The organism is Streptomyces sp. 3214.6, from assembly GCF_900129855.1.
GTDB lineage: Bacteria > Actinomycetota > Actinomycetes > Streptomycetales > Streptomycetaceae > Streptomyces > Streptomyces soliscabiei.
This window is the reverse complement of sequence record NZ_LT670819.1, coordinates 129,356-149,972: the sequence shown is the minus strand read 5'-3', so window position 1 is coordinate 149,972 and position 20,617 is coordinate 129,356. Positions and strand designations below refer to the sequence as shown.

Sequence of the window (20,617 nt, the reverse complement as noted above, 5' to 3'; positions counted from 1 at the left end):
TAGTGCAAGGGCGGCGCCACATGATCCTTAATCCGCCATCCCAGCCGTAGCAGCGCCGTCAACAACCGCGGCGTCCAGGTTCAACGGGCGTGACGGTCCGCAGCAGGCAGAGCATCTTCCCAGGACGCGCTTCGTGAGCGCGGACACCCGCCGTGGCGGACTCGAAGGTGATGGCACCGGGGACCGCGCCGAGGCGCTTGCGTTCGCGACGCCAGCAAGTTGGATCCGAGTCAGGCGGGGGTGCGCACGCCGTCGCAGATCACCGACCTTGCGGGCGCGTCGCGTCTCGAAGGTGGCGCTCTGCCCAGGCACGCACTCCGGGCTGGGCGAGCGGGTCGTGGGAGAGGATCTCCAGTGCCTGGAGCCCTCGCCAGTCGTGGCTTTCCGCGAGCACCATCGCGGCCTTGAGGCGTATTCCGGCGTGAAGGGGCGGATTTACGGCCAGTTGGTGAAGCGTGCTTCGCCCCTCTTGGCCGCCGCGGTAGATGAGCAGGTGGGCTGCGATCATGGAGCGGCTGGTGGGGGCGGAGCCGACGATCAGGGCGCAGGTCAGCAGGGTATTGGTGAAACCGGGGTTGCGGGGTCGACCGCAGGCGGCGGTGTTCGCGTAGGAGGCGCGGTTGGTGCGGCCGAACGGTCGGTGATCTGCGCCGGGCGACGAACCGGGGTTCGCTCACGAAGGCCAGTCGGAGGGAAGTCCGTCGTTTTCGTTGTAAAAGTCTTCCCCAGCTTTGGCGATCGCCGCCACGGCGCTCCGGTAGGCGTAGCCGTATTCGGTGACCGACAGCGACTCGCAGCCGGCCGGCCGGGTCTTTGGCGGGGTCGTCGGCGACCAGTCCCCGGTGTAGAGCGCGTCGACGCCAGCAATACAGGCGCGGATCGCCTCGGCGTCCGCCGGGGGAGCAGTGGTGGCCGTCGGGGAGGAAGCTGTGGCACTGTCCGCCGGGCTGCCGGAGTCCCCTGATCCGTCCGAACAGGCGGCAAGTGTCAGCAGCAGGGCTGCCGTGGATATGAGCGCTGCCGTGGTCCGCATAGCCCTTGCCCCCCAGGTGATGCTGAAGAAGACATCACATAGTGGCAGATACGATCAGTTGGCGCACTGGTGTGTTGCGCCCGGTCTGCGCTCCGGCAACGGGAGTTCGAGCAAAGGAACGGTGGTTGCGGTGCCGGTCCCCTTCGATGGGGACGGCTTGGGCGGTCGCCCCTACTGGCGTTGCCGTGATCGTGCGCCGCGAGCCCGTCCCCGACCCAGGGGTTCGGGGTGGTCGCGTGACGCGGAAGTCACCCCTACTGCTCCGGACAACCACCTGCAGCAGGGGAGTTGACTCTAGGGTCCAGGGCCGCCGTGGTGAAGGCGCTCGCGCAAGGACTGACCGGCCGGCACGGTACGACGGTGTGGGCCTGGTCCTCCCCGTACACCGGAGGCTGGGAGCTGGACTGGGAGCGCGTCGACGGAGGGCCGACCGAGCAGGAGGTGCGGCGGGAGTTGCTCGCCGACCCGGCGACCGCCCCGTACACGAGCGAGATCACCCTGTGCCCAGCGTGGGGAGAGGTGCCCCGCATCGCGCGCGAACTCCTGCAGCCGGACGCCGCGGTCATCCTCGACACCGAGACGACCGACCTGCCCGGGCAGACCGTCGAGATCGCCGTGATCGACGCGGCCACCGGGAAGAAGCTGATGGACACTCTGGTCAAGCCGACCGAGCCGATCAGCGACGGTGCCCGCTGGGTCCATGGCATCACCGACGAGATGGTGGCCGACTTATCCGAACCAAGGCACCGGGACGCTTCCTTGCCGTGATCGACTCGGGTCCCGGTGCCACTGAGGCGCCGGGACCCGAGAGATTGCAACGACGGGCGAGTCACACCCCGCGGGCGATGTTGTCCAGCCGATCGCGGTCAAGGATTTCGTAGAACCGGTTCGTGCGCTTCCCGGTGGGCCGCGCCAAGATCCCGTCCTCGCGCAGAGTGGCCAGGGCCTTCTCCACCGTGGCTCTCCCGAGGGCGAGCGCATCAGCGAGGTCCCCCTGGGAAGGCCCGTCGACGATTCCTCCCGGGACGAACTTCACCACCCTGCGTCCGTCCACGGAACGAGTCTGGTAGCCCCGACCGGCGTCCTCGGAAAGATAGATCAGGAGGCGAGCGACGCGGCCCAGGGGGGACTGCCTGCTCGCGCAGTAGACCCCGTCCAGCGTGTTCATGCGGAAAGCGTCCATCCGCGCAAGCGCCTGACACACTTCGCCATGTTCCATGGCCAGGTTGTAGATGTCCGTCGAGTTGGCAGACAGTCCAGTGGTGTCTGCCAGAGCCCATCCCGAGGACGCGAACGAAGACCGTGCGCTCGCCCAACGGCCGAACATCGTTCCCGCTTTCCAGAGGCGAGTGTGTCCGAGGGTCCTCTCCTCCCGGATGCAGCCAGAGACGAGGAAGAAGACCTGACCACGCCGCTTGTAGCCAAAGGCGAGCTCATCCCGGTCCAGGACGTGCGCGGTCATGACCTTGGCGAGTGCGTCAACGACCTCCTTGCTGCCAATCTGGTTGCCGAAGAGATCTCCAGTGAATCGACGCTGGGCAGTCACCAACTTCACCGTCATCGCCTACTTCACCTCCGTGGGGACCGCCGTGGAGGAGGGCGGCGCGGTCACGGACAGAGGGATGTCGGTGGGAGAGGAGCCGCTCGGCCTGGAGTCCGAGAGCGCGGTCTCTCCCGTGGTCGGGCCCTCAGCAGACGACGTGGCGGAGACGCCCGGCGTCACGGTCGGCTGCTGCTTCTCGCTGAGCAGCTCGACGAGGGGCTTGAGGGCGCCGACCAGTGTGGCCAACGCGATGATCACGGCGACGATGCGCGCCGGCGTACTCGACAGCCGCCAGATTGCGAAGCTGGCCACGGCGAGCACGCCTAGGCAGATGAGAAGGATCGTCAGGTTCGCGTCCATGCGCGACACCCCTTTGCTGAGCGTGAGCCGATGGCTCACAGCGGCAGGGCTTCGGCCCTCGGCCGAAGCCCTTTCCGCTAATCGGAATTGGGCTGTCACCAGTAGGTTGCGGGCCCTGGCGAGGGGCCCCTACCGGCTGACGGCAAATCCTAGAGCATGCGTGCGGTCCCATAACAATTCCAGCTCACAGGTAGGGATTTTGGAGCTGCTGGAAAGCGACGGAACCTCACCTTCCCTTTTTCCGGGAGGACTTAGACGCCCCGTCGATGCCGCCGACGGCAGCATCGCGCCCTTCGCAGCATGGCCGCGAGCCGGTAGCGTGAGCGCAGAGGCTCCGCCCGGCATGCCGGGCGGAGCCTCTGGACGAAAGCGCCGGGACCCCGGGGGGGCCACCCTCGGGGAAGCCCGGCGGACGCTGATGCCAGCCCAATTCCGTAAGCCGTGTCTCAGCGAGTTATAGAAAACCCTCCATCCGGCATCCAATATCCCTCCCCGGAGGGATATTGGGTGAATGTAGTCTCAGAATCCCTCCAGGGAGGGATTCTGAGGCGTTGTAGCGGCCCAGATGTTGAGTGATTTCAGATCTTCCCTGCGATCAACATCAGAGCCGTCGCCCTGCCGACGGTCCAAAGTTGGGCATCCCAAGGTGCGTGCGTCCGTGACGCCGGACGAGTTCGTGCATGGTCTTGAGTTTTCCCTGTGCCGCAGCGAGGGTCGCTTCAAGGCCGGCGACTTCGCCTCGCCAGCCCCGGGTCTGGGCTTCCTCGATGCGGGCCTGCAGGTTGTCGGTGATCTCCTCCAGTCGGGCTTGCTGTCCTGGGTCCGGTCGCAGGGCCGGACAGCGGATGCCCCGTTGACTGAACGAACCACGTTGATTGTGCAGTTCAGGGCACGGGTGAGGTTGTCGCCCAGTACGGTCTGCGGTCGTGATGAACGATGGTGTGCCCGAGCGGGATCTGTCGAGGTTGGCCGTTCCTCGGTGGGGTCGGCTGGTGGAGACCGGCGACCGGTACGAGCCCTACCGGCTCGTCGACGCCGACGGCGCGGCCGTGGTCCCTGCCGCATTGTTCTTCCAGGAGCTGCTCGCAGCCGGGAAGACGGCGGCGACCGTCCGCTCCTATGGCATGGACCTGCTGCGGTGGTGGCGGTTCCTGCACGCGGTCAAGGTGCCGTGGGATCAAGCGACACGCGTTGACGCTCGGGACTTCAGCTGTTGGATCCAGCTGGCGGTCAAGCCGCGAGCGACCGCAGCCAGGCGGCGGTCGGACCGTACAGTCGGCGCCCCGAACCCGGTGACCGGGAAAACGGGCCCTGGGCTCGGCTATGCCCCGTCGACCGTCGCCCACAGCGAGACGGTACTGCGCAGGTTCTACGACCTGCACCGTGATGCCGGATCCGGGCCGCTTCTCAACCCGTTCCCGCTGGACCTGGCTCGTCGTACCGGCCGCGCGCACGCACACCACAACCCGATGGAAGCCTGGGCGCCAGAGCGGACCGGCCGCTACCGGCCCACGGTTCCGCGCCGGATTCCGCGCTCGATCCCGGACGAGTGGTTCAACACGTTGTTCGCGGCGCTGCGGTCGAACCGGGACCGGGCCATGATCGCACTTTGGATCTCCAGCGGAGTCCGGGCCTCAGAGTTGATCGGCGTCCGGCAGTGCGATGTCGACCCGGGGCAGCAGCTGATCAGCGTTGCGCGGAAGGGCTCCCGGGCCCGGCAGCAGGTGCCGGCCTCGGCAGATGCGTTCGTGTGGCTGCGGCTCTACCAGCAGGAGCTGCACGGGCTGGTGCCGCGGGGCCGGACGCAGCCAGTGTGGTGGACGCTGCGGCGTCCGTTTCAGCCGCTGACCTACCACGGCGCTCACCGCATGTTCGAGCGGGTGAACGCTACCTTCGGTGCGGACTGGACGCTTCACGACCTTCGTCACAGCGCCGCCGCCCGGATGGTGCGCGACCCGGCGCTGACGCTGACTGACGTGCAGTGGGTCCTCGGGCATGCGCATCTGACCACGACCGAGATCTACCTTGCGCCGCGCCAGGACGAGGTTGTGGCCGAGGTGCTGGCCCACCACGCCCGGCGGGCAGACCGGCTCGCCGAGCCGGTGCCGCCGCCTCCGGCACCCGGCTACGACCCTGAAGCCTTGGACGTCCTGTTCGGGCGGTCTTCATGACCAGCACCACGAAGCACTCGACGCGCCGCCAGCTGCAGACCGCGAATGCAACACTTGAACAGGCCAGGGCGCAGAACAACGTACTGCGGGAACGCTTCCCGCCCCGCTCCGCGGAGGCGTGGTGGCCGGCGACAGAGCAGTCAGCGGATGAGGTGCTGCGTCGGCTGACGGCACCACCCTTCTTGGCTGCCGCGAACGCCACCCGGGCCGGGCGGCGGCGCGGGGTCGCCAAACTTCTGCGCTGGCTGTCCAGCCTCCCGGGGGATACCTGGCAGCAGCGGTGGAAGGCCGGCCGCGCCGAGGAGATCCCCGGCGCGGACTGGACGGATCTCCCGCTGCGCTTCTTGCGCCAGAGTGGGCTGTCGCCGTCGTATGAGCGCGTTGACCTGATCTCCGGGCTGCTGATGCTGGTCTGCGGCGATGTCATTCGTCCCGACCTGGCCTGGATGCTCACCCGCACGCACAAGCACCTGGCTCCGGTCATGGCCGAGGTCCGCGACCCCGACGGGTTCGCAGGGCTGGCAGAGCTGGCCGAATCCGGGCCGACCAGCGCCCGAGGCGAGGCCACCATCGCGGCGACCCGGATCGCCATGATTCTGGCCTGCAAGGGCGGGTCGATCGCGGACATCACCGTCGGCGACTGCGTGGAGCTGGTCGACACCTTGCGCCGGGTCCATGTCCGCGGGGGGCAGCGGAAAGTTGACTTCTACCTTCGACTGCGGGCCCTGGATGTCTTCCCTGAGGACGCCCCGGCCACGATCCGGGCCTTCGGGCTTGCCGCCGGCCGACTGAGCATCGAAGAACTCGTGGATCGCTATCCGATCCGGTGCCGCCCGGTGCGCGACCTGATCGTGGACTACCTGCGCGAACGGCAGCCGTCGTTGGACTACACGAGCCTGGACGCGGTGTCGCGGACCCTGGCCGGGCTGTTCTGGACCCGAATCGAAGCGCTCTCACCGGACATCGACTCCCTGCGGCTGCCACCGGCACTGGCCCGCGCCTGGAAGACAGACATCGCCACCAAGAAACGCACCACGATCGGTCCGGACGGCACCGCCGTCGAGGTCGCCAGCCCCAGGCTGAACGCCAAGGACGAACTCATCCGCGTCCGCGCCTTCTATCTGGACATCGCCTATTGGGCGGCGGAAGAACCGGCCCGCTGGGCGCCGTGGGTGGTGCCCTGCCCGATCAGCGACGACGAGATCAGCAAGGCCAAGGACCGCAAACACCGCAAGGCGCGGATGGACCAGCGCACCCGCGAACGGCTTCCCGTCCTGCCGGTGCTGGCCGACGCCGTCGACCGCAGGCGACGCGCCGCAGCCGAACTACTTGCCGCCGCCGAGCACACCCGGCCCGGGGACCTTATCCCCGACACCGCCGGAGCCTTGCGCAGAGCCGTCACGTCCAAGGCCGCTGGGCACATGACCTGGGCCGAGGAGACCTCGACCGGGCGGCGGCGGAACCTCACCTACGAGGAGACTGAAGCCTTCTGGGCCTTCGCCGCGATCGAGGTCCTACGCCTGACCGGCATTCGCAACGAGGAGCTCCTGGAGCTGACCCACCACAGCATCACCGAATACCGGCTCCCGAGCACCGGCGAAGTCGTGCCCCTGCTGCAGGTCGCCCCGTCCAAGACCGACAGCGAACGGCTCCTGCTGGTTAGCCCGGAACTGGCGGACGTCCTTTCCACCATCGTCCGCCGCCTGCGAGGAAGCAGCCGTGCGATCCCGCTGGTGACCTCCTACGATGTCCACGAGCGGGTCTGGAACCCGCCGATGCCACTGCTGTTCCAGCGCGATATCGGCACCGAGCACCGCGCTTTCACTCCGACCGCGCTCCGCAAGCTTCTGCTCAACGCGCTGGCCGCCACGGGCCTGACCGATGCCGACGGAGAACCGCTCGTCTTCTCCCCGCACGACTTCCGCAGGATCTTCGTGACCGACGCCATCATGAACGGTCTGCCACCGCACATCGCCCAAGTGCTCTGCGGGCATCGGAGTCTTGATACGACGATGGGCTACAAGGCGATCTACCCGGCCGAGACCATCGAGGCCCACCGCGCCTTCATCGCCCGTCGCCGGGCCAGCCGGCGCAGCGAAGAGTATCGGACGCCGACCGAGGAGGAATGGGACGCTTTCCTCGCGCACTTCGAGAAGCGCAAGGTCTCCATCGGCACCTGCGGTCGCGCCTTTTCAAGCCCCTGTGTTCATGAACACGCTTGCGTTCGTTGCTCGCTTCTCCGGCCGGACCCGGCCCAGCGCGGCCGGTTGGAGGAGATCCGCGACAACCTCGTCGCCCGCATCGCCGAGGCCGAGCGCGAAGGCTGGCTCGGAGAGGTCGAGGGTCTCCAGGTCAGCCTGGCTGGCGCCGAGGAGAAGCTCAACCAGCTCGATCGGGGCCACGGGCAGCATACGGCCGTGGACCTTGGCATCCCCACCATGCGTGGTGATCGATGAATCCACGAAGATGGGCTGCCGCATGGCCCTCAACTGGCATCGAGAACGTGTTCAAAGAAGTGCCCCGAAAGGCTTGAAACTCTATGCGCTTCATCTCCAAAACGTCGTTGGGCGGCGTGACCGAGCAGCTCTTCATCCTCGATGAGATCCCCGGCGTGCTGTGGACGCCGGAAGACGCCCACGGCACCCGCCCCCTGATCCTGATGGGACACGGCGGCGGGCAACACAAGAAGGCCCCCGGCATTCTGGCCCGCGCGCATCGATTCGCCGCCGAGGGCGGGTTCGCGGTCGCCGCGCTCGACGTGCCCAACCACGGCGAGCGCCCGACGGACGAGGAGTTCGACCGGATCGCGACCGAGTACCGGGCGCGTATGGCCGCCGGAGAGGATACGGCTGCGCTGGACACCGCCATGTACACGCTCGTGGCCGGGCAGACCGTCGCGGAATGGCAGGCGGCCTTGACCGCACTCCAGCGACTCGACCATATCGGCGGCGGACCGGTGGGCTATTGGGGCGTGTCGCTGGGCTGCGCGCTCGGTATACCGTTCGTCGCCGCAGAACCTCGAGTCCGCGCCGCGGTGCTGGGCCTGCAAGGGGCGCCCGTGCTGGTCGGGACCGCCGCGCAGATCACCATGCCGGTGCAATTTCTGGTCCAGTGGGACGATGAGCGGATGCCCCGTGCACAGAGCCTGGCGTTGTTCGAGGCCATCGGTTCAGCCGAGAAGACACTGCACGCCAACCCCGGCAAGCACGGAGATCTGCCGCGGTTCGAGATGGACGACTCGCTGCGGTTCTTCACCCGACATCTGGGCTGATACGTCTGTAGTGCACGTCGCCGACGAGCGCCTACGCGGGATCGTCACCAGGACGAACGTCGCCTGACACGGCACTAGCTAGTTCAGAGAAGCAGGCGTGTTCGTGGACGCAGGGGGTGCCGTAGTCGCGGGTGCAGACTCCTAGCGCAACCTTTCGGAGCTCGAAGTGGGTGATGAACTCGTCCCATTCCTCCGGCGTGAGGTCGCGGTATTCCTCGCTCGGCCGGAGCTGCCGACGACGGGCGATGTAGGCCCGGTGGTGCGAGATGACGTCCTCGGGGTAGATCGCCGCGTATCCCATGGTGGTGTTCACGTCCTCGTGCCCGAGGATCTTCGCGGTGATGTGCGGCGGCAGACCAGCCTGAAGGGCGTCGGTCGCGAAGATTCGACGGAAGTCGTGTGGCGTGAGGTCCAGTGTCGCCCCCGTCTGGTCGGTGAGTCCGGCTCGTTCTAGCGCCTCGCGCAGAACGCTTGCGATGAACGCGGGCGGAATCGCGGTCGGGATGAAGCCACGGCGACGTTGGAAGAGGAACGGCAGCCGAGGGCTGTGCAGCCCTTCGTGCTGGTCGTAACGGGAGATCAGCGGGATCGCGTCACGTCCCTCGCGGACCCGCTGGATCACGGCGGTCAACACCTCACCGAGTTCGGGCGAGACCAGCAGCAGACGCTCCCGGTCGGCCTTGGACGGGGTGACCTGGAGCATCGGGACGACCTCGCCGGTGCTGGGCAGCGTGTAGGCAATGAAGCTGTAGTGGGTGAGTTCGAGGACCTCCTCGATGCGCATGCCGGTGTGCCGCAGGGTCTCGACGGATGCCCAGGCCCAGAACGAGCGCTCGTCCTCGAAGGTGAGGTCACGTTGCTCACCGGTCTCCGGGCGAAGGACGACGATCCGCTGCCGGTCGGACTGTCGGCCGGCGTGACGCAGCCAGAGTTCACCGCCGAGGTCGACGCCTTCGCCGAACTCGACGGCCGACGCCCGGTCGAAGAGGTCTTTGCTCTCCCGGCGCCAACGTTCGACGGCCGTGACCAGTTCCGGCAGCAGTGGCGCCCGAGTCCGGGTGCGCTGGTGCATGCGGGCGACCGCACGCTTGCGTTCCTTGGCGACCTGCGTTGCCGATGACGGGATGGGACTCGGGGTCGCCCAGGGCCCCCAACGAGCTGGTTCGTGCACCGCCCACTGCGCGAGGTCGATGTAGAAGGCCCGGACCAGGAGGAGGATCGGCTGGACCTGCAAGCGCTGCTTGCCGATCCGGCCGGGGCTGTGCCGGATGGTCCCCAGCCGTTCCTTCCAGGCCGTGGCGGCATCCTGGCTGAGTTTGAGACTGCTGATCCCGGGGTGGTGCTCTTCGAGGTCCTTCCAGAACAGCTGACAGAGCACCTGCGCCAGCCTCCGCAGGGTGGAATAGTCCAGGTCAACGGATCGCACTGTCAGGTAGTCGACGAGCAGATCGCGGATGGGTCTGCACTTGATGTCGTAGTAGTCGACCATCTGCGGGACGGTGAGCTGCCCCTTGACCGTGAGTGCGCGAAGGCGGTCGGGAGCGTGTTCGCCGAACGTGCCCAGCTCGAACAGCACGGTGTAGAAGGCTCGGTCGTACCTCCCCCCGTTCGCAGGCAGCACGCGGTCGTAGACCTCGATGTACTCAAGGCAGTCCCCGATGGTGATGTCGCTGATCAACCCGCCCTTGCACAACATGAGTCGCCCGATCGTCTTCATGACCCGGGACCTGGTGCGTGGGGCGGTGCGGCCCGTCGCATCGAGGTGCGCGACGAGTCGAGCACGACCGTCTCGGTCGAAGGTCGCGGGCACTCGGGACAGCACGTAGTTGAAGCGCTGCCGCAAGATCCATTCCAGCGACGGGTGGAAGGCTTGGGCCTGCATCAGCCAGCACATCGCCGAGCGGGCCTCCTGCTCGTCGTAGCTGACCCACTCGCCGCGGGCCTCCCGCCAGGCGAGGAAGTCCTCCATCCAGTCGGATTCCTTGTCCTCCAAGCCGCTGGCCAGCCAACGCTCCTGCCAGGTCTCGCCGGGCCACTGCGTGAACCACTCCAGCACCTTCGGCGTCGCCCGCCGTAGCCGGGCGAACTGCTTCCGGTCGTGGTGGTAGTCCTCCGAGACCGTCAGCACTCGCTCGGAGAGATCCTCCGGGCTGAGCCGTGTGTGCGGCCAGGACGTCGGCCGCGGCCGGGCCGACGGGATGTCCCACTGCCGGATCGCGGGCCGCCCCCGGCTGTCGACCTCGGGTTCCTGTGCCAACTGCGGCGGCACCATGGTCCGGTTCGCTCGCATCATGCCCATGCCCCGGCCCCTCCCAGCAGCGTCGCCAGAACCTCGGGGCGGTAGCCCTCCGCCGGCGCCTTCGGTGCGGAGACGGCCTGGGGCGGGGAGTCGTAGTGGGCCCGCATGCGCTCGATGACGTCCTCGGCCCGGGGCTCGGTGTAGATCTGCGTGGTCGTGATCTGGGAATGTCCGAGCACCCATTGGATGTCGGTCAGCGACAGCTTCGGATCATCGACCATGCGGTGAGCCGCGGCATGGCGCAGGTCGTGAAGGGTCCAGTTCGTGCCCAGCGTCTCGTTGGCGCGGGTGAAGACCATCCGGGCCGCGTCGTAGGTCAGTGGCTTCCACGGGCGCCGCAGGGTCACCCAGAGCGGGGCGCCGGGTCCGCGCGGGGCGTCGGCGGTCAGCTCGTGACGGTAGAGCTTGAGCCAGACGAAGGCGTCCGTGGAGGCGGGCAACCACTGCAGGGCTCGCGTGCCTTTGCGGATGACGCCGATGAGCTGCTGACCGATGTTCAGCCGCTCGTTCGTCACGCCGACGAGTTCCGAGGCCCTCGCGCCCGTGGAGATGAAGAACGCCATCAGGGCCCGGTCACGGTTCGAACGCAAGGCAGCGAAGACCTGGTTGAAGAGGCGGTCGGGGATGTTGCGCGGAGTCTGCTGCGGGCGGCGCTGCCGCAGCGGGGCCCGACGGTGCCATCGGAACGTCTCCATCGGGTTGTGATGGGCGTTCACCCGCCCGCCGTCGACAGTCCTCACCGCCGGAACCGGGTTGACCAGCGGACCGGCCCCCGTTGACAGGTGATGATCGTAGAACTCCCGGAGCACCGCGAGGTTGTGGTCGATCGTCGCGGGCGCGTATTTCCTGCTCAGGTAGCGCTTGGCCGTCACCGGGTTCGTCTGGCCGGCCTTTCTGTTCGGCCGCCCCGGCTTCGTCGCCTCGCGCATCCACAACACGAAGTCAGTGACGTCCGTGCGCGTGGCCTTGTCCCACGGCGTGTCGACCGCGTCGAGGAAACGCAGCCATCGCAGCAGTGCGAGCCCGTACGAACGCAGGCTGTGTGGGCTGTAGTCGCTGGCGGTCAGCTCGCGGAAGTAGTCGGTGACCGGACGTACCTGGCCGCCATCGACGTCGAGCAGTTGGTACGGAATCGGCGCGTCGGCAACCGCGACCAGGCGGCCGATCTGCCGTACACGTAGCGACCGGACATCGCGCATCACAGTGGTCAAGAAGCCCTCCCAAAGGTCCCAAGGGGACTGGGAAGCTAACGAGAGCACTGCGGCCCTCGATGTCACTCGGCCAAGACACACCGGTTAGTTCGGTCAACACGACGCCCGCCCCTTCGAGGAGATCCTCCCGCGGCTGCGCCAGGTCACCAAGGGGAAGGTCATCTGTGCCTACAACGCGGACTTCGACAGGGGAGTTGTCCTCGGCGACGCCCGGCGGGCTGGAAAGAAGCCGATGCACCTGGAACCTGAGGACTCCTGGTACTGCCTCATGGAGGCGTACAAGGAGTGGGTCGGCTCCTTCCGGTGGCTTCGGCTCGGCGGCCGCCATCGCGCCCTGGGCGACAGCGAATCCGCGAGGAGAGTGTTGATCCGTATGTCCAAGGGCCGCGGCTCCACGTTCACGCCGACCGCGCCCGCGGAGGGCGATCCCGTGCCCGGACCGCCCTCCGGGACGGTCCTCGCGGTCACGGAGGTCAGCCCCACCCGCCAACGAGTTCAACGTGAGTAGTCCTCGAGTTGGCCGTTCGGGACGGTGCTGCCGGTGAGGATGTCCCACTCGTCGCCGCGGTGTACTTGGACGGCGATGTGGATCGGGCCGTCGGGGCGGCTGCGGGTGCCGGGGAGCGGGGATCGGGCTGCGGAGGGTCTCGATGGCGGGCGTGAAGGGCCGGCACCGGGCGGCTCTCCTGCGCTGTCCCTGTGTGTCAGCGGACGAGCCGTCGGGCGTCCCAGACGAGGATGGAGGCGCTGCCCAGGTGCCAGGTGGCCAGGTACCGGCCGTCGGGCGAGGTCCGCACGCGGTGGTCCCAGCCGCGGTGGTCCGGGGTGAACTCGCCGAGCAGTTCGCCGGTGTCGGTCCGGTGGAAGCGGACGGTGTCCCCCGGGACGGCGAGCCAGCGGCCGCCATCGCCGACGGCGAACGGTTGCGAGCCCGGGATGTGCAGGCGCTCCCGGCCGCCGGGCAGACCCAGGATCCGGACCCCGTCCAGGGTGAAGGTGGCCAGCCAGCTGCCGTCGGGGGCGAAGGCCAGGCGGTAGACGGACCCCGGTAACGTGGGGAGTTCGGCCCGCAGTTTGCCGGAGACGGGGTCCCACAGCTGGATCCGCCCGCTCTGTTCGCCGACGGCGACGGTCCGGCCGTCCGGGGAGCAGGCCATGGCGGTGACGAGAGTGCGGTCGTCCGACTCCTTCCCGAGCCGTTTGATCGCGTAGGTCGTGCTGTCGATGACTGCGGGGCGGGGCGCGGTGTTGGTGGCGACCCAGGCACCGGCTGGGTCGAGGGCGAGTTGGGTGGTCCAGCCGTCGACCGACCGCAGGTGCCGGCCGGTGGCGGCGTCCCACCAGCGGGCGGCGTGGTAGTCCCCGGTGACGACCCGGCTGCCGTCCGGCGTGATCGCGCACACCTCGTGGACCCCCTCGGTCGGGCCCAGGACGTGCCGCACGCTCCGGTCGGCGACGTCGTGGATCCGGCTGGCCTTGTGGCCCGAGGCCGTCACCAGCCAGCTGCCGTCCGCCGCCAGGGCGACGTCCTTGACGTACGACGGGGACGGCAGCACGCCCACCAGGGCTGACGCCAGGTCGGTGGCGACGCGACCCGGGGCCTCCTCCCGCAGCTCCTGGCGGAGGAGCTCGGCCTCCGCCCGCAGGACGGCCTCGCCGGCCAGGGCGTCGAGCAGCAGCCCGGCCCGGAGAACCGGGTCCGGGCAGGCGCGGCGCTCCAGGCGGTGGGCGACGCGGTCCACGGCCCGGCGGGCCGCGTCGATCTCGGGGGTGTCGAACATCGCCAGGTCCGCGCGGAGTGCGGCCACGCCGCAGACCCTGACCTTCGCGGCCTGCCAGCGGGGGTTTTGCACCAGTCGTACGGCGGCGGCGCGGTCGTGGGCGGCGATGTGCCAGGGCAGGTGGTGCCAGAGGTAGGTCTCGGCGACGGGCAGCTGCCACCAGTGGCCGCCCTCCGGCGGCAGGGTGACGGCCCGGGCGAGGATGCGGCGGTGCCCGGCGAGGATCTCCTCCGGGGTGCGGCGGGAGGAGATCAGGGCGTGCAGCCGTCCGGGGAACGTGATCCGCCGCAGTCCGTCGCCGCCCCGGGGCAGGGCGACGAGTCCCCGGCGTTCCATCATCGGCAGGACGGTCAGGGCGGGGAGCTCCGGCGTGACGTCCTCCCAGCCGACGGCCAGGTCCGACAGCAGGATTTCGACGTCCGGGGGAAGGGCGGTGAGCGCCAGGACCTCGTCCCGGAAGCTGTGGAGGTCGCCCAGCGCCTCCCCCTCCGGGCCGCCGCCCCACTCCGCCGCCCGGGCGGCCGCTGCGGCAGCTCGGGCCCGTTCGTACCGTTTCCCGCGCCGGAACAAGTCCATGTGCCGCCCCTTCCTCCCCGACTGGCGGACAGTCAATCAGAGCCTCTGCCGGGACGAGGGTGGCGGTGTGCTCGCAGTGGTGCCCGAAAACGAAGATCTGCCGCTAGCCAGCCGTCCGATACTTTCGGCTTTGGCCTTCGCTGGGGACGAGCCGGTGACCGAGGGCCGGCGTGCGGCCCGTGCCTTTTTGACCGAGGTGCAGGCCGTGCACGGCATTCCGGTGTCAGTCTCGCGTCATTCCTGCTCTGGGCAAGATCCGTTTGAAGACGGACCCTAGTGCAAGGGCGGCGCCGCATGATCTTTAATCCGCCATCCAAGCCGTACAAACGCCGTCAGCCACCGCTGCGGTCCAGGTTCAACGGGCAAGACGGTCCGCAGCAGGCAGAGCATCTCCCGCAGAACTCGCTCCGCTAAGGAAACCTTTTGCCCTGGATAGGCTCGTTCGTCCGTCGCGCCACAGGCGTCGAACCGCTCCCCGCACAGCCGCCCCGCGATGACGAAAATCCGACGGGCCTGACATGTGAGCCTGACAGATTCGTAGCGTGTCAGCAGACCACGGTGACGAAGCCGAACTCTTTGCGCGCGTGGATGAGCTCCTTGCCGACCTCTCGGTACAGCGCATCCCCCTGCCCCCGCCCCGCGAACGGGAACGGCGGCGCAAAGCCGCCGGTCTGTCCACTCACCAGATAGCCGATGCACTCGACTGCCCGGCCGAGGACATCGCCGCCTGGGAAGCCGGAACCCAGGAACCGTTCGCCGCTCGCCGCGCCGCCTACGCGCGCCTCCTTCAGGGCCTGAAAACCCTGCACAGGCCAGACCATCAGGACTCGTCGCCCCTTCAAGAGCCGACCCCCGCACCACCCTCGAGGGCCGGCATGAAGGCCGAGCAGCCATCACTCTTTGCCGCCACCACCCCCCTGGCATCCCCACCGCGCAGCCGGACCGCACCGCCTCAGACCGTGGTTGAGCCCACCGGGCCCTTGGCCGTCATCGACCACGACGACACCCTGACCGCCCACTTCACCAACGGCTCCCAGCTGCCGCTGGACGCCGAGGACCTCGTCTCCCTGCTGCAATGGACGCTGCGCAACGGCCTGCGCCGGGACAAGCTGTCCACGCAAGGCCGCGACAGCGACTGTGACCCGCTCATCGTCCTGACACCCGCAGCCAGTGCAGCCCTGCACCTCCCAGCCGCTCTCGACGACCGCGCCCGTGTGCGTCTTGCCGACTCCCACCCGGTCATCACGCAGCTCCATCAGGCAGGCTTCAGCCTTACCCGCCGCGGATTCGGTCCCTGGACCCGCGCCTTTCGGCCCGTCAGGAACAACAAGCGCGCCTGCGTCCAACTGGCCATCACCGCCTGGGGAGCCCTGTCCCAGGACGGCTGGAACCTTCCACCGCTGCCGCCTGCCGACCTCGCCCGCCTGCTGGGCACCTACACCGACCGGCTGCTGACCCCCCGCGGCTCCACCGCCGTGTGCGGCGAGGAACTCATGACCGCCCTGCGGCCGCCCACCAGACCGCACCGCGCCCCTGACAGCGGAACCTGGAGCTCAGCGCCTAACCCCCGCGGCCTGCACACGGCCCTGGAACCTGCGCCGCCCGAGGCCCCCGACGCCCATCCGCTCGCCCGGGGCCGCCTGCCCGAGCAGGCTATGGAGGAGGAAGCCTGGGACTGGAGCCGCCCGCCCAGCCAGCAGGAGGCCGCCGAATTCCCCCACGTCGTCGGGCTCGACACCAACCTCGCCTTCGCAGCCGCCTCCTCCGGCCTGCCGGTCGGCCTCAACTCCCCGCCCCGCCACGTCCTCGCGCCCACCTTCAACAAGAAGATCCCCGGTGCGTGGTTCTGCGACCTCACCCACGCCACGCTGGACCCGCGCCTGCCCTCACCCTTCACCGCCACCGGACAGGCCCCGACCGGACCGGGGTGGTACACCACGCCTACCCTGGATTACGCCCAGGAACTTGGGATCGAGGTCCGGCCGGCCGAGGCCTACCTGCGCGATGATCACGGCCCCTACCTCACCCCCTGGTACGAACGGATCCGCAACGCCTACCTCGCCACCATGGCCGACCTCGGCGTGCACGAGAAAATCCCCCAGGCCGACTACCTCGCCGCCATGCAAAAGCTCGCCACGGCCGACCCCGCCCTGCTCGCCCTGCTCGCAGCCATCAAAGCCACCGCCAAAGGCGGACTGGGCAAACTCCGCGAAGGACCACGCGAAAGCACCGCCCCCTACACCCGCTGGCCCGCCCTGGACAAACCCACCTGGCGCCCCGACATCCGTGCCGCCGTCGTCTCCCGCGCCCGCGTCACCCTGCACCGCAAAATGCGCAAGATGGCCCAGGAAACAGACCGCTACCCGCTCGCCGTCCTCGCCGACTGCGCTCTCTACCCGGCCCATGTGCCCACCGCCCTCGATGTCGCCCCGCCAGGACCCGAACAGCAAGGCACGCCCGGACTCCTGCGCCTGGGCGTCAACCCCGGCTGGGCCAAGGAAGAAGGAACCCAGTCCATGAGCTGGTACCAGCAGCAGTACGCCCAGGGCATCAACCCCGCCCGCTACGTCAAAGACCCCGCCTGAGCAACGGCCACCTCTGTCACCGGGCGAGACACCCGTGCACTCTCACTGCCACAGCGGCACGCTCGTCATCGGCGAGCCCAGCCGCCACGGAAGACACGACGCCTGCTCCAACGGCCCGTACGAGGGAATCACCCGATGCGGCTCCATCAACGCGAGCGGCACACTGCGCGCCACCGCCCGCCCTTCCTGCCGTGCCAGCCGCTCTACCACCGGCACCGTGTTGCGGTGTGCCATCAGCCACGCCTCCAGCGCCCGATGACCGCCCTCGGCCATCTCTCCTGCCATGCCAAGGCGTGCACCGACCCATGCCACCCACCGCCCCGTCGTCCACCCGGCCGGGCCTCCGGCAAAGCTGCGCCCCATCGCACGCTGCCGCTCCCGCACCGCCATCGCCTCCGCCACGATCACGGCCTCCGGATACACCACCAGCGGCACCGCCCACAACGCCGACCGGTCCACCCCCAACATGTCCTGCCGCCTGCGCCACACCCCGCGCACCCCCATCTGCCGGCACTGCCACCAGTAGACGGCCACCTGCTGCGCATCCGCCATCAACGCCCGCGCAAACAAGCCCGTCCTGCGCTGCAGCCGCACCCTGCGCACCTGCGCCTCCACCACCTCCGGCAGCTCCGACAGCCCCACCTGAAAACGGCCATTGGCCGTCCCCGTCCACCGGCCATGCCGTGTGCACACCGCCCACTGCTCACCGCAGACGCGCCACACCGGCCGCTCGCCGTGCCCCGCCACACACAGCGCACAGGCCTGCACCGGCGCCTGATCGAGCGGCCACGCCTCGATCTGCACCTGACGGCGCGCCCGCGCGCTGATACGGCTGTGCGCCCACGACGGCAGCGCCCGCTCCAACTGCCCCACCGAGCGGCCGCTGACCTGAGCCAGACGCTGCTGCGCCACCGGGCCCAGCCGCACCTCCTCAACCTGGGGGTCCGCCTGCCCGATCGTGCGGGGCCCGCCGATATGCCGGGCCAACTCCTCGAAAGCCATCCCGTTGCGCTCCGCCAGCCGCCACAGATACGAGGCGAGTGTCTCGCCGTGAATCGGCACCACCCGCCGCGGCAATGGGCCCACAGGCTCACTTATCAGCATCCACCGATCCTTCCAGCCCCTGCACCGCATACCTCACCCGCCCGAAAGGAAGCCACGCCCATGCCGCCGCCCCTGCGCCTGAGCGCCGCCACCGTCCAAGAAGCTCTGGACCGCGCCGACGCACGCCACTGGACCCGCAACCCGCCCCGTTCGCCCCGGGCCCGACTGGCCTTTCTGCTGCGCCAGGCGGGCGGCGACCAGACCGCACTCGCCACACGTCTCAACGTGCCGGCCCGCGAACTCGACATCCTCCGCACGGTGCGCCGGCCGTCCGAGGAGGACCCCGTGCAGCAAGCCGTGGAACGGGACATCATCCGCCTGTGGCAGCCCCGCATCCGCCACCGGGCCCATACCGCCATCCTGCACAACAACGGCCAGATGATGGTCAGTTTCCGAGCCTGGCTGGGCTTCACCGCGGCAGCCGGATCCAGCGACGACCCACGCCTGCGCTTCCTTACTCTCAGCCTGCAGGCCCCCTACATCGAACGGCTCTTTGCCGCACGACACCGCAACGCGCCCGAGGACGAGCTGCGCCGCATCCTCAGCGACGCCCTGGGCGCCTGCTACTTCCACCGGACCAGACCCGCCCCCACTGCAGAAACAGTCACCCTCGACCGCATCGACTACCTCGAGTTCTATTACTGACCGCAGACGGCGCCCGTACCTGCGGGCAGGCCCTGCGTCCGGTCGGGGCTGGAACGAGGGAGGCAGGTCAGGAGCGGGCATTTCGTGCTGGCCATGCAGAGCCCGCGCCAACGGATTGAGCCGAGGCGCCGCGACCCCGCGGCGAGGCCGAGAGCAGAACCTATGGCCGCGTCAGTGGCAGAAATCTACGCAGACAACCACATCCCAGCCAACCGGACAGGCATTTGTTGCCGCGCTCCTCGCAAACCCCGTGTCCGAACTGCTGAGCTCCGGTCCGCAAGGGCGGCCGCCTTTGTCGTTCTTGGCCGCCAGGAGCATGCAGGCGCAAGGATGAGGGCCGGTTGAAAAGATGCCACCAGCTGGGAGGACCGTATGCGGTGGATTCCTAATGGAGTTGTCAAGTGGCCGGAGTGACGGGCGGTATGGGGTTGTAGCACCGTCCGTCACGAAGAAGGGCCCACAGGACGTTGACTCGGCGTCGGGCGAGCGCCGTGACGGCCTGGCTGTGTCGTTTGCCTTCGGCGCGCTTGCGGTCGTAGAAGCGGCGGGATTCGTCGCAGGAGCGGATGCTGATCAGCGCGGAGGTGTAGAAGACGCGTTGGAGGCGTCGGCTGTAGCGCGTGGGGCGGTGCAGGTTGCCGCTGATCTTTCCGGAGTCACGCGGCGTCGGGGAGACGCCAGCGAAGGCGGCCAGCCGGTCCGCGCTGGCGAAGGCGTCCATGTCGCCGCCGGTGGCGGCCAGGAGCTCGGCGCCCAGCAGGGAGCCGATGCCGGGCATACTCGCGATCACCTCGGCGTTGCGGTGCCGGCGAAACCGGCCCTCGATGAGCTTGTCGGTCTCTGCGAGCTTCTCGTTGAGGGCCATCACCTCCCTGGCCAGGGAGTGCACCACGTGGGCGGTCATGTCCTCGCCGGGGACGGATGTGTGCTGGGCTTCGGCGGCTTGGACGGCCCTGGCGGCCAGTTCATCGGCGCTGCGGACCTTCCGGTTGCGCAGCCAGGTGACCAGACGCCGCCGGCCGGCCCGGCGGATGACGGCCGGGGTCTGGTAGCCGGTAAGCAGTACCAGAGGGCCGACGTTGCCCAGGTCGAGTTCGCGTTCCAGGCCGGGAAAGATCTCGGTGAGGTGGCCGCGGAGCCGGTTGATGGTCCGGGTGCGGTCGTCGCTGAGGTCACGGCGGTGGCGGGTGAGGACCTTCAGCTCGGACACCAGCTCGTCGCCGGGCCGCAACGGGGTGAGATCCCGTCGGATACGCGCCTGGTCGGCGATGACCGCCGCGTCTTTGGCGTCGGTCTTGCCATCGCCCCGATAGCCCTCGGAGGCCCTGTTGACCGTCCGCCCGGGGATGTAGAGGAGTTGCCGGCCGTGGTTGAGCAGGATCGCAATGACCAGGGCGGCCCCGCCGTCCGCCAGGTCAATGCCCCACATGGCGTCGTCGCCCAGGAGCTTGAGCAGTTCGGCCTCGTCATTGGCGACGCGTCGGGACAGCAGTCGTTTGCCGGTGTCGTCGATCACCACGCAGTGGTGATGGGTCTTCCCAGCGTCGATACCGGCCCAGATCGCTGTCACGTACTTCTCCGCAGGTCGTGTTCGTACAGGCACCACGGACGACCTCGCTGTCGAGTCCCTACTGAGCGATCAGTGCCGCAATTCCTAATGAGCAGCCGAGTCGTCGTGGGGCGCCGGGCGGCCAATCCACGGAAGCCACAGACACGGCAGACGACTGAAAGCCACACCCAGCGCCCCTGGGGGAGCCAACCCTACGAATGGCTCGCTCCTCCCGATCAACAAGGTAGGGACGACTGAGGAACAGACCGCCATCCGCGAGCACGCGGCCATGCTGGGAATTTCGACGCAGGATTACATCCGCCAATCCGCCGCCAGCCGAGCTCTGGACTGGCAGCGGCAACGGGACGCATTCCGTGAGATGGCCCAACGGCGCGGGACGAGCGTCGAGCAGCTCCTTCAGCAGGGCATGCTCACGGACGACCTAGCCTGACCGCTGCCCGCAGAGGGGTGGCGCAGCCGGAGGCGAAT

General features: G+C 68.7%; 15 protein-coding genes. 7 read left to right on the top strand and 8 right to left on the bottom strand.

Annotated elements, in window-relative coordinates; genetic code table 11:
* Positions 1-673: 673 nt before the first annotated feature.
* Positions 674-1,033, bottom strand: a complete 360-nt coding sequence (locus B5557_RS43420; RefSeq protein WP_159424290.1) for a hypothetical protein — start codon at positions 1,031-1,033, stop codon at positions 674-676.
* A 288-nt stretch (positions 1,034-1,321) separates the two neighbouring features.
* Here B5557_RS43420 and B5557_RS44395 point away from each other — a divergent pair, with 288 nt between their 5' ends.
* Positions 1,322-1,801, top strand: coding sequence for an exonuclease domain-containing protein (locus B5557_RS44395; protein ID WP_197697277.1), 480 nt, complete (start codon positions 1,322-1,324; stop codon positions 1,799-1,801).
* Positions 1,802-1,862: 61 nt separating this feature from the next.
* On the opposite strand, the gene B5557_RS43415 is transcribed toward B5557_RS44395, so the two are convergent.
* Together B5557_RS43415 and B5557_RS00590 are read right to left on the bottom strand one after the other, a co-directional pair.
* Positions 1,863-2,594: a Crp/Fnr family transcriptional regulator gene (locus B5557_RS43415; protein WP_079657267.1), complete on the bottom strand. Its 732-nt coding sequence runs from the start codon at positions 2,592-2,594 to the stop codon at positions 1,863-1,865.
* 3 nt (positions 2,595-2,597) lie between these two features.
* Positions 2,598-2,936 carry a hypothetical protein gene (locus tag B5557_RS00590; protein WP_159424289.1) on the bottom strand — a complete coding sequence of 113 codons (339 nt, stop codon included), beginning with the start codon at positions 2,934-2,936 and terminating at the stop codon, positions 2,598-2,600.
* A 992-nt stretch (positions 2,937-3,928) separates the two neighbouring features.
* On the opposite strand from B5557_RS00590, the gene B5557_RS00585 reads away from it, so the two are divergent.
* The 3 genes from B5557_RS00585 to B5557_RS00575 all read left to right on the top strand — a co-directional run bounded on the left by B5557_RS00585 (position 3,929) and on the right by B5557_RS00575 (position 8,378).
* On the top strand, positions 3,929-5,107 hold the full coding sequence (locus B5557_RS00585; protein ID WP_231976181.1) for a tyrosine-type recombinase/integrase: 1,179 nt from the start codon (positions 3,929-3,931) through the stop codon (positions 5,105-5,107).
* Positions 5,104-7,563, top strand: coding sequence for a site-specific integrase (locus B5557_RS00580; RefSeq protein ID WP_079657264.1), 2,460 nt, complete (start codon positions 5,104-5,106; stop codon positions 7,561-7,563). Before B5557_RS00585 ends, B5557_RS00580 begins: the two co-directional genes overlap by 4 nt.
* 83 nt (positions 7,564-7,646) lie before the next feature.
* Complete coding sequence (locus tag B5557_RS00575) at positions 7,647-8,378, top strand: dienelactone hydrolase family protein (RefSeq protein ID WP_079657263.1); 732 nt, start codon at positions 7,647-7,649, stop codon at positions 8,376-8,378.
* A gap of 31 nt (positions 8,379-8,409) precedes the next feature.
* Here the strand turns inward: B5557_RS00575 and B5557_RS00570 are convergent, their stop codons facing one another.
* Entirely contained in the window at positions 8,410-10,677 is a 2,268-nt protein-coding gene (locus B5557_RS00570) for a tyrosine-type recombinase/integrase (protein ID WP_079657262.1), read from the bottom strand.
* Entirely contained in the window at positions 10,668-11,879 is a 1,212-nt protein-coding gene (locus B5557_RS00565) for a tyrosine-type recombinase/integrase (protein WP_231976519.1), read from the bottom strand. Before B5557_RS00565 ends, B5557_RS00570 begins: the two co-directional genes overlap by 10 nt.
* A gap of 241 nt (positions 11,880-12,120) precedes the next feature.
* On the opposite strand from B5557_RS00565, the gene B5557_RS00560 reads away from it, so the two are divergent.
* On the top strand, positions 12,121-12,396 hold the full coding sequence (locus tag B5557_RS00560; RefSeq protein ID WP_079657260.1) for a hypothetical protein: 276 nt from the start codon (positions 12,121-12,123) through the stop codon (positions 12,394-12,396).
* Between the two features lie 196 nt (positions 12,397-12,592).
* Here the strand turns inward: B5557_RS00560 and B5557_RS00555 are convergent, their stop codons facing one another.
* Positions 12,593-14,245 (bottom strand): WD40 repeat domain-containing protein, encoded by a 1,653-nt coding sequence (locus B5557_RS00555; RefSeq protein ID WP_079657259.1) that lies wholly within the window; start codon positions 14,243-14,245, stop codon positions 12,593-12,595.
* A gap of 542 nt (positions 14,246-14,787) precedes the next feature.
* Between B5557_RS00555 and tap the strand changes: the two genes are divergently transcribed.
* Entirely contained in the window at positions 14,788-16,830 is a 2,043-nt protein-coding gene (gene tap, locus B5557_RS00545) for a telomere-associated protein Tap (protein WP_443031325.1), read from the top strand.
* A 42-nt stretch (positions 16,831-16,872) separates the two neighbouring features.
* Here tap and B5557_RS00540 read toward each other — a convergent pair whose 3' ends face one another.
* Entirely contained in the window at positions 16,873-17,934 is a 1,062-nt protein-coding gene (locus tag B5557_RS00540) for a TniQ family protein (protein ID WP_159424288.1), read from the bottom strand.
* A 60-nt stretch (positions 17,935-17,994) separates the two neighbouring features.
* On the opposite strand from B5557_RS00540, the gene tpg reads away from it, so the two are divergent.
* Positions 17,995-18,579, top strand: coding sequence for a telomere-protecting terminal protein Tpg (gene tpg, locus B5557_RS00535; RefSeq protein WP_079657255.1), 585 nt, complete (start codon positions 17,995-17,997; stop codon positions 18,577-18,579).
* Positions 18,580-18,976: 397 nt separating this feature from the next.
* On the opposite strand, the gene B5557_RS00530 is transcribed toward tpg, so the two are convergent.
* Positions 18,977-20,149 carry an IS110 family transposase gene (locus B5557_RS00530; RefSeq protein WP_079657254.1) on the bottom strand — a complete coding sequence of 391 codons (1,173 nt, stop codon included), beginning with the start codon at positions 20,147-20,149 and terminating at the stop codon, positions 18,977-18,979.
* Positions 20,150-20,617 lie beyond the last annotated feature (468 nt).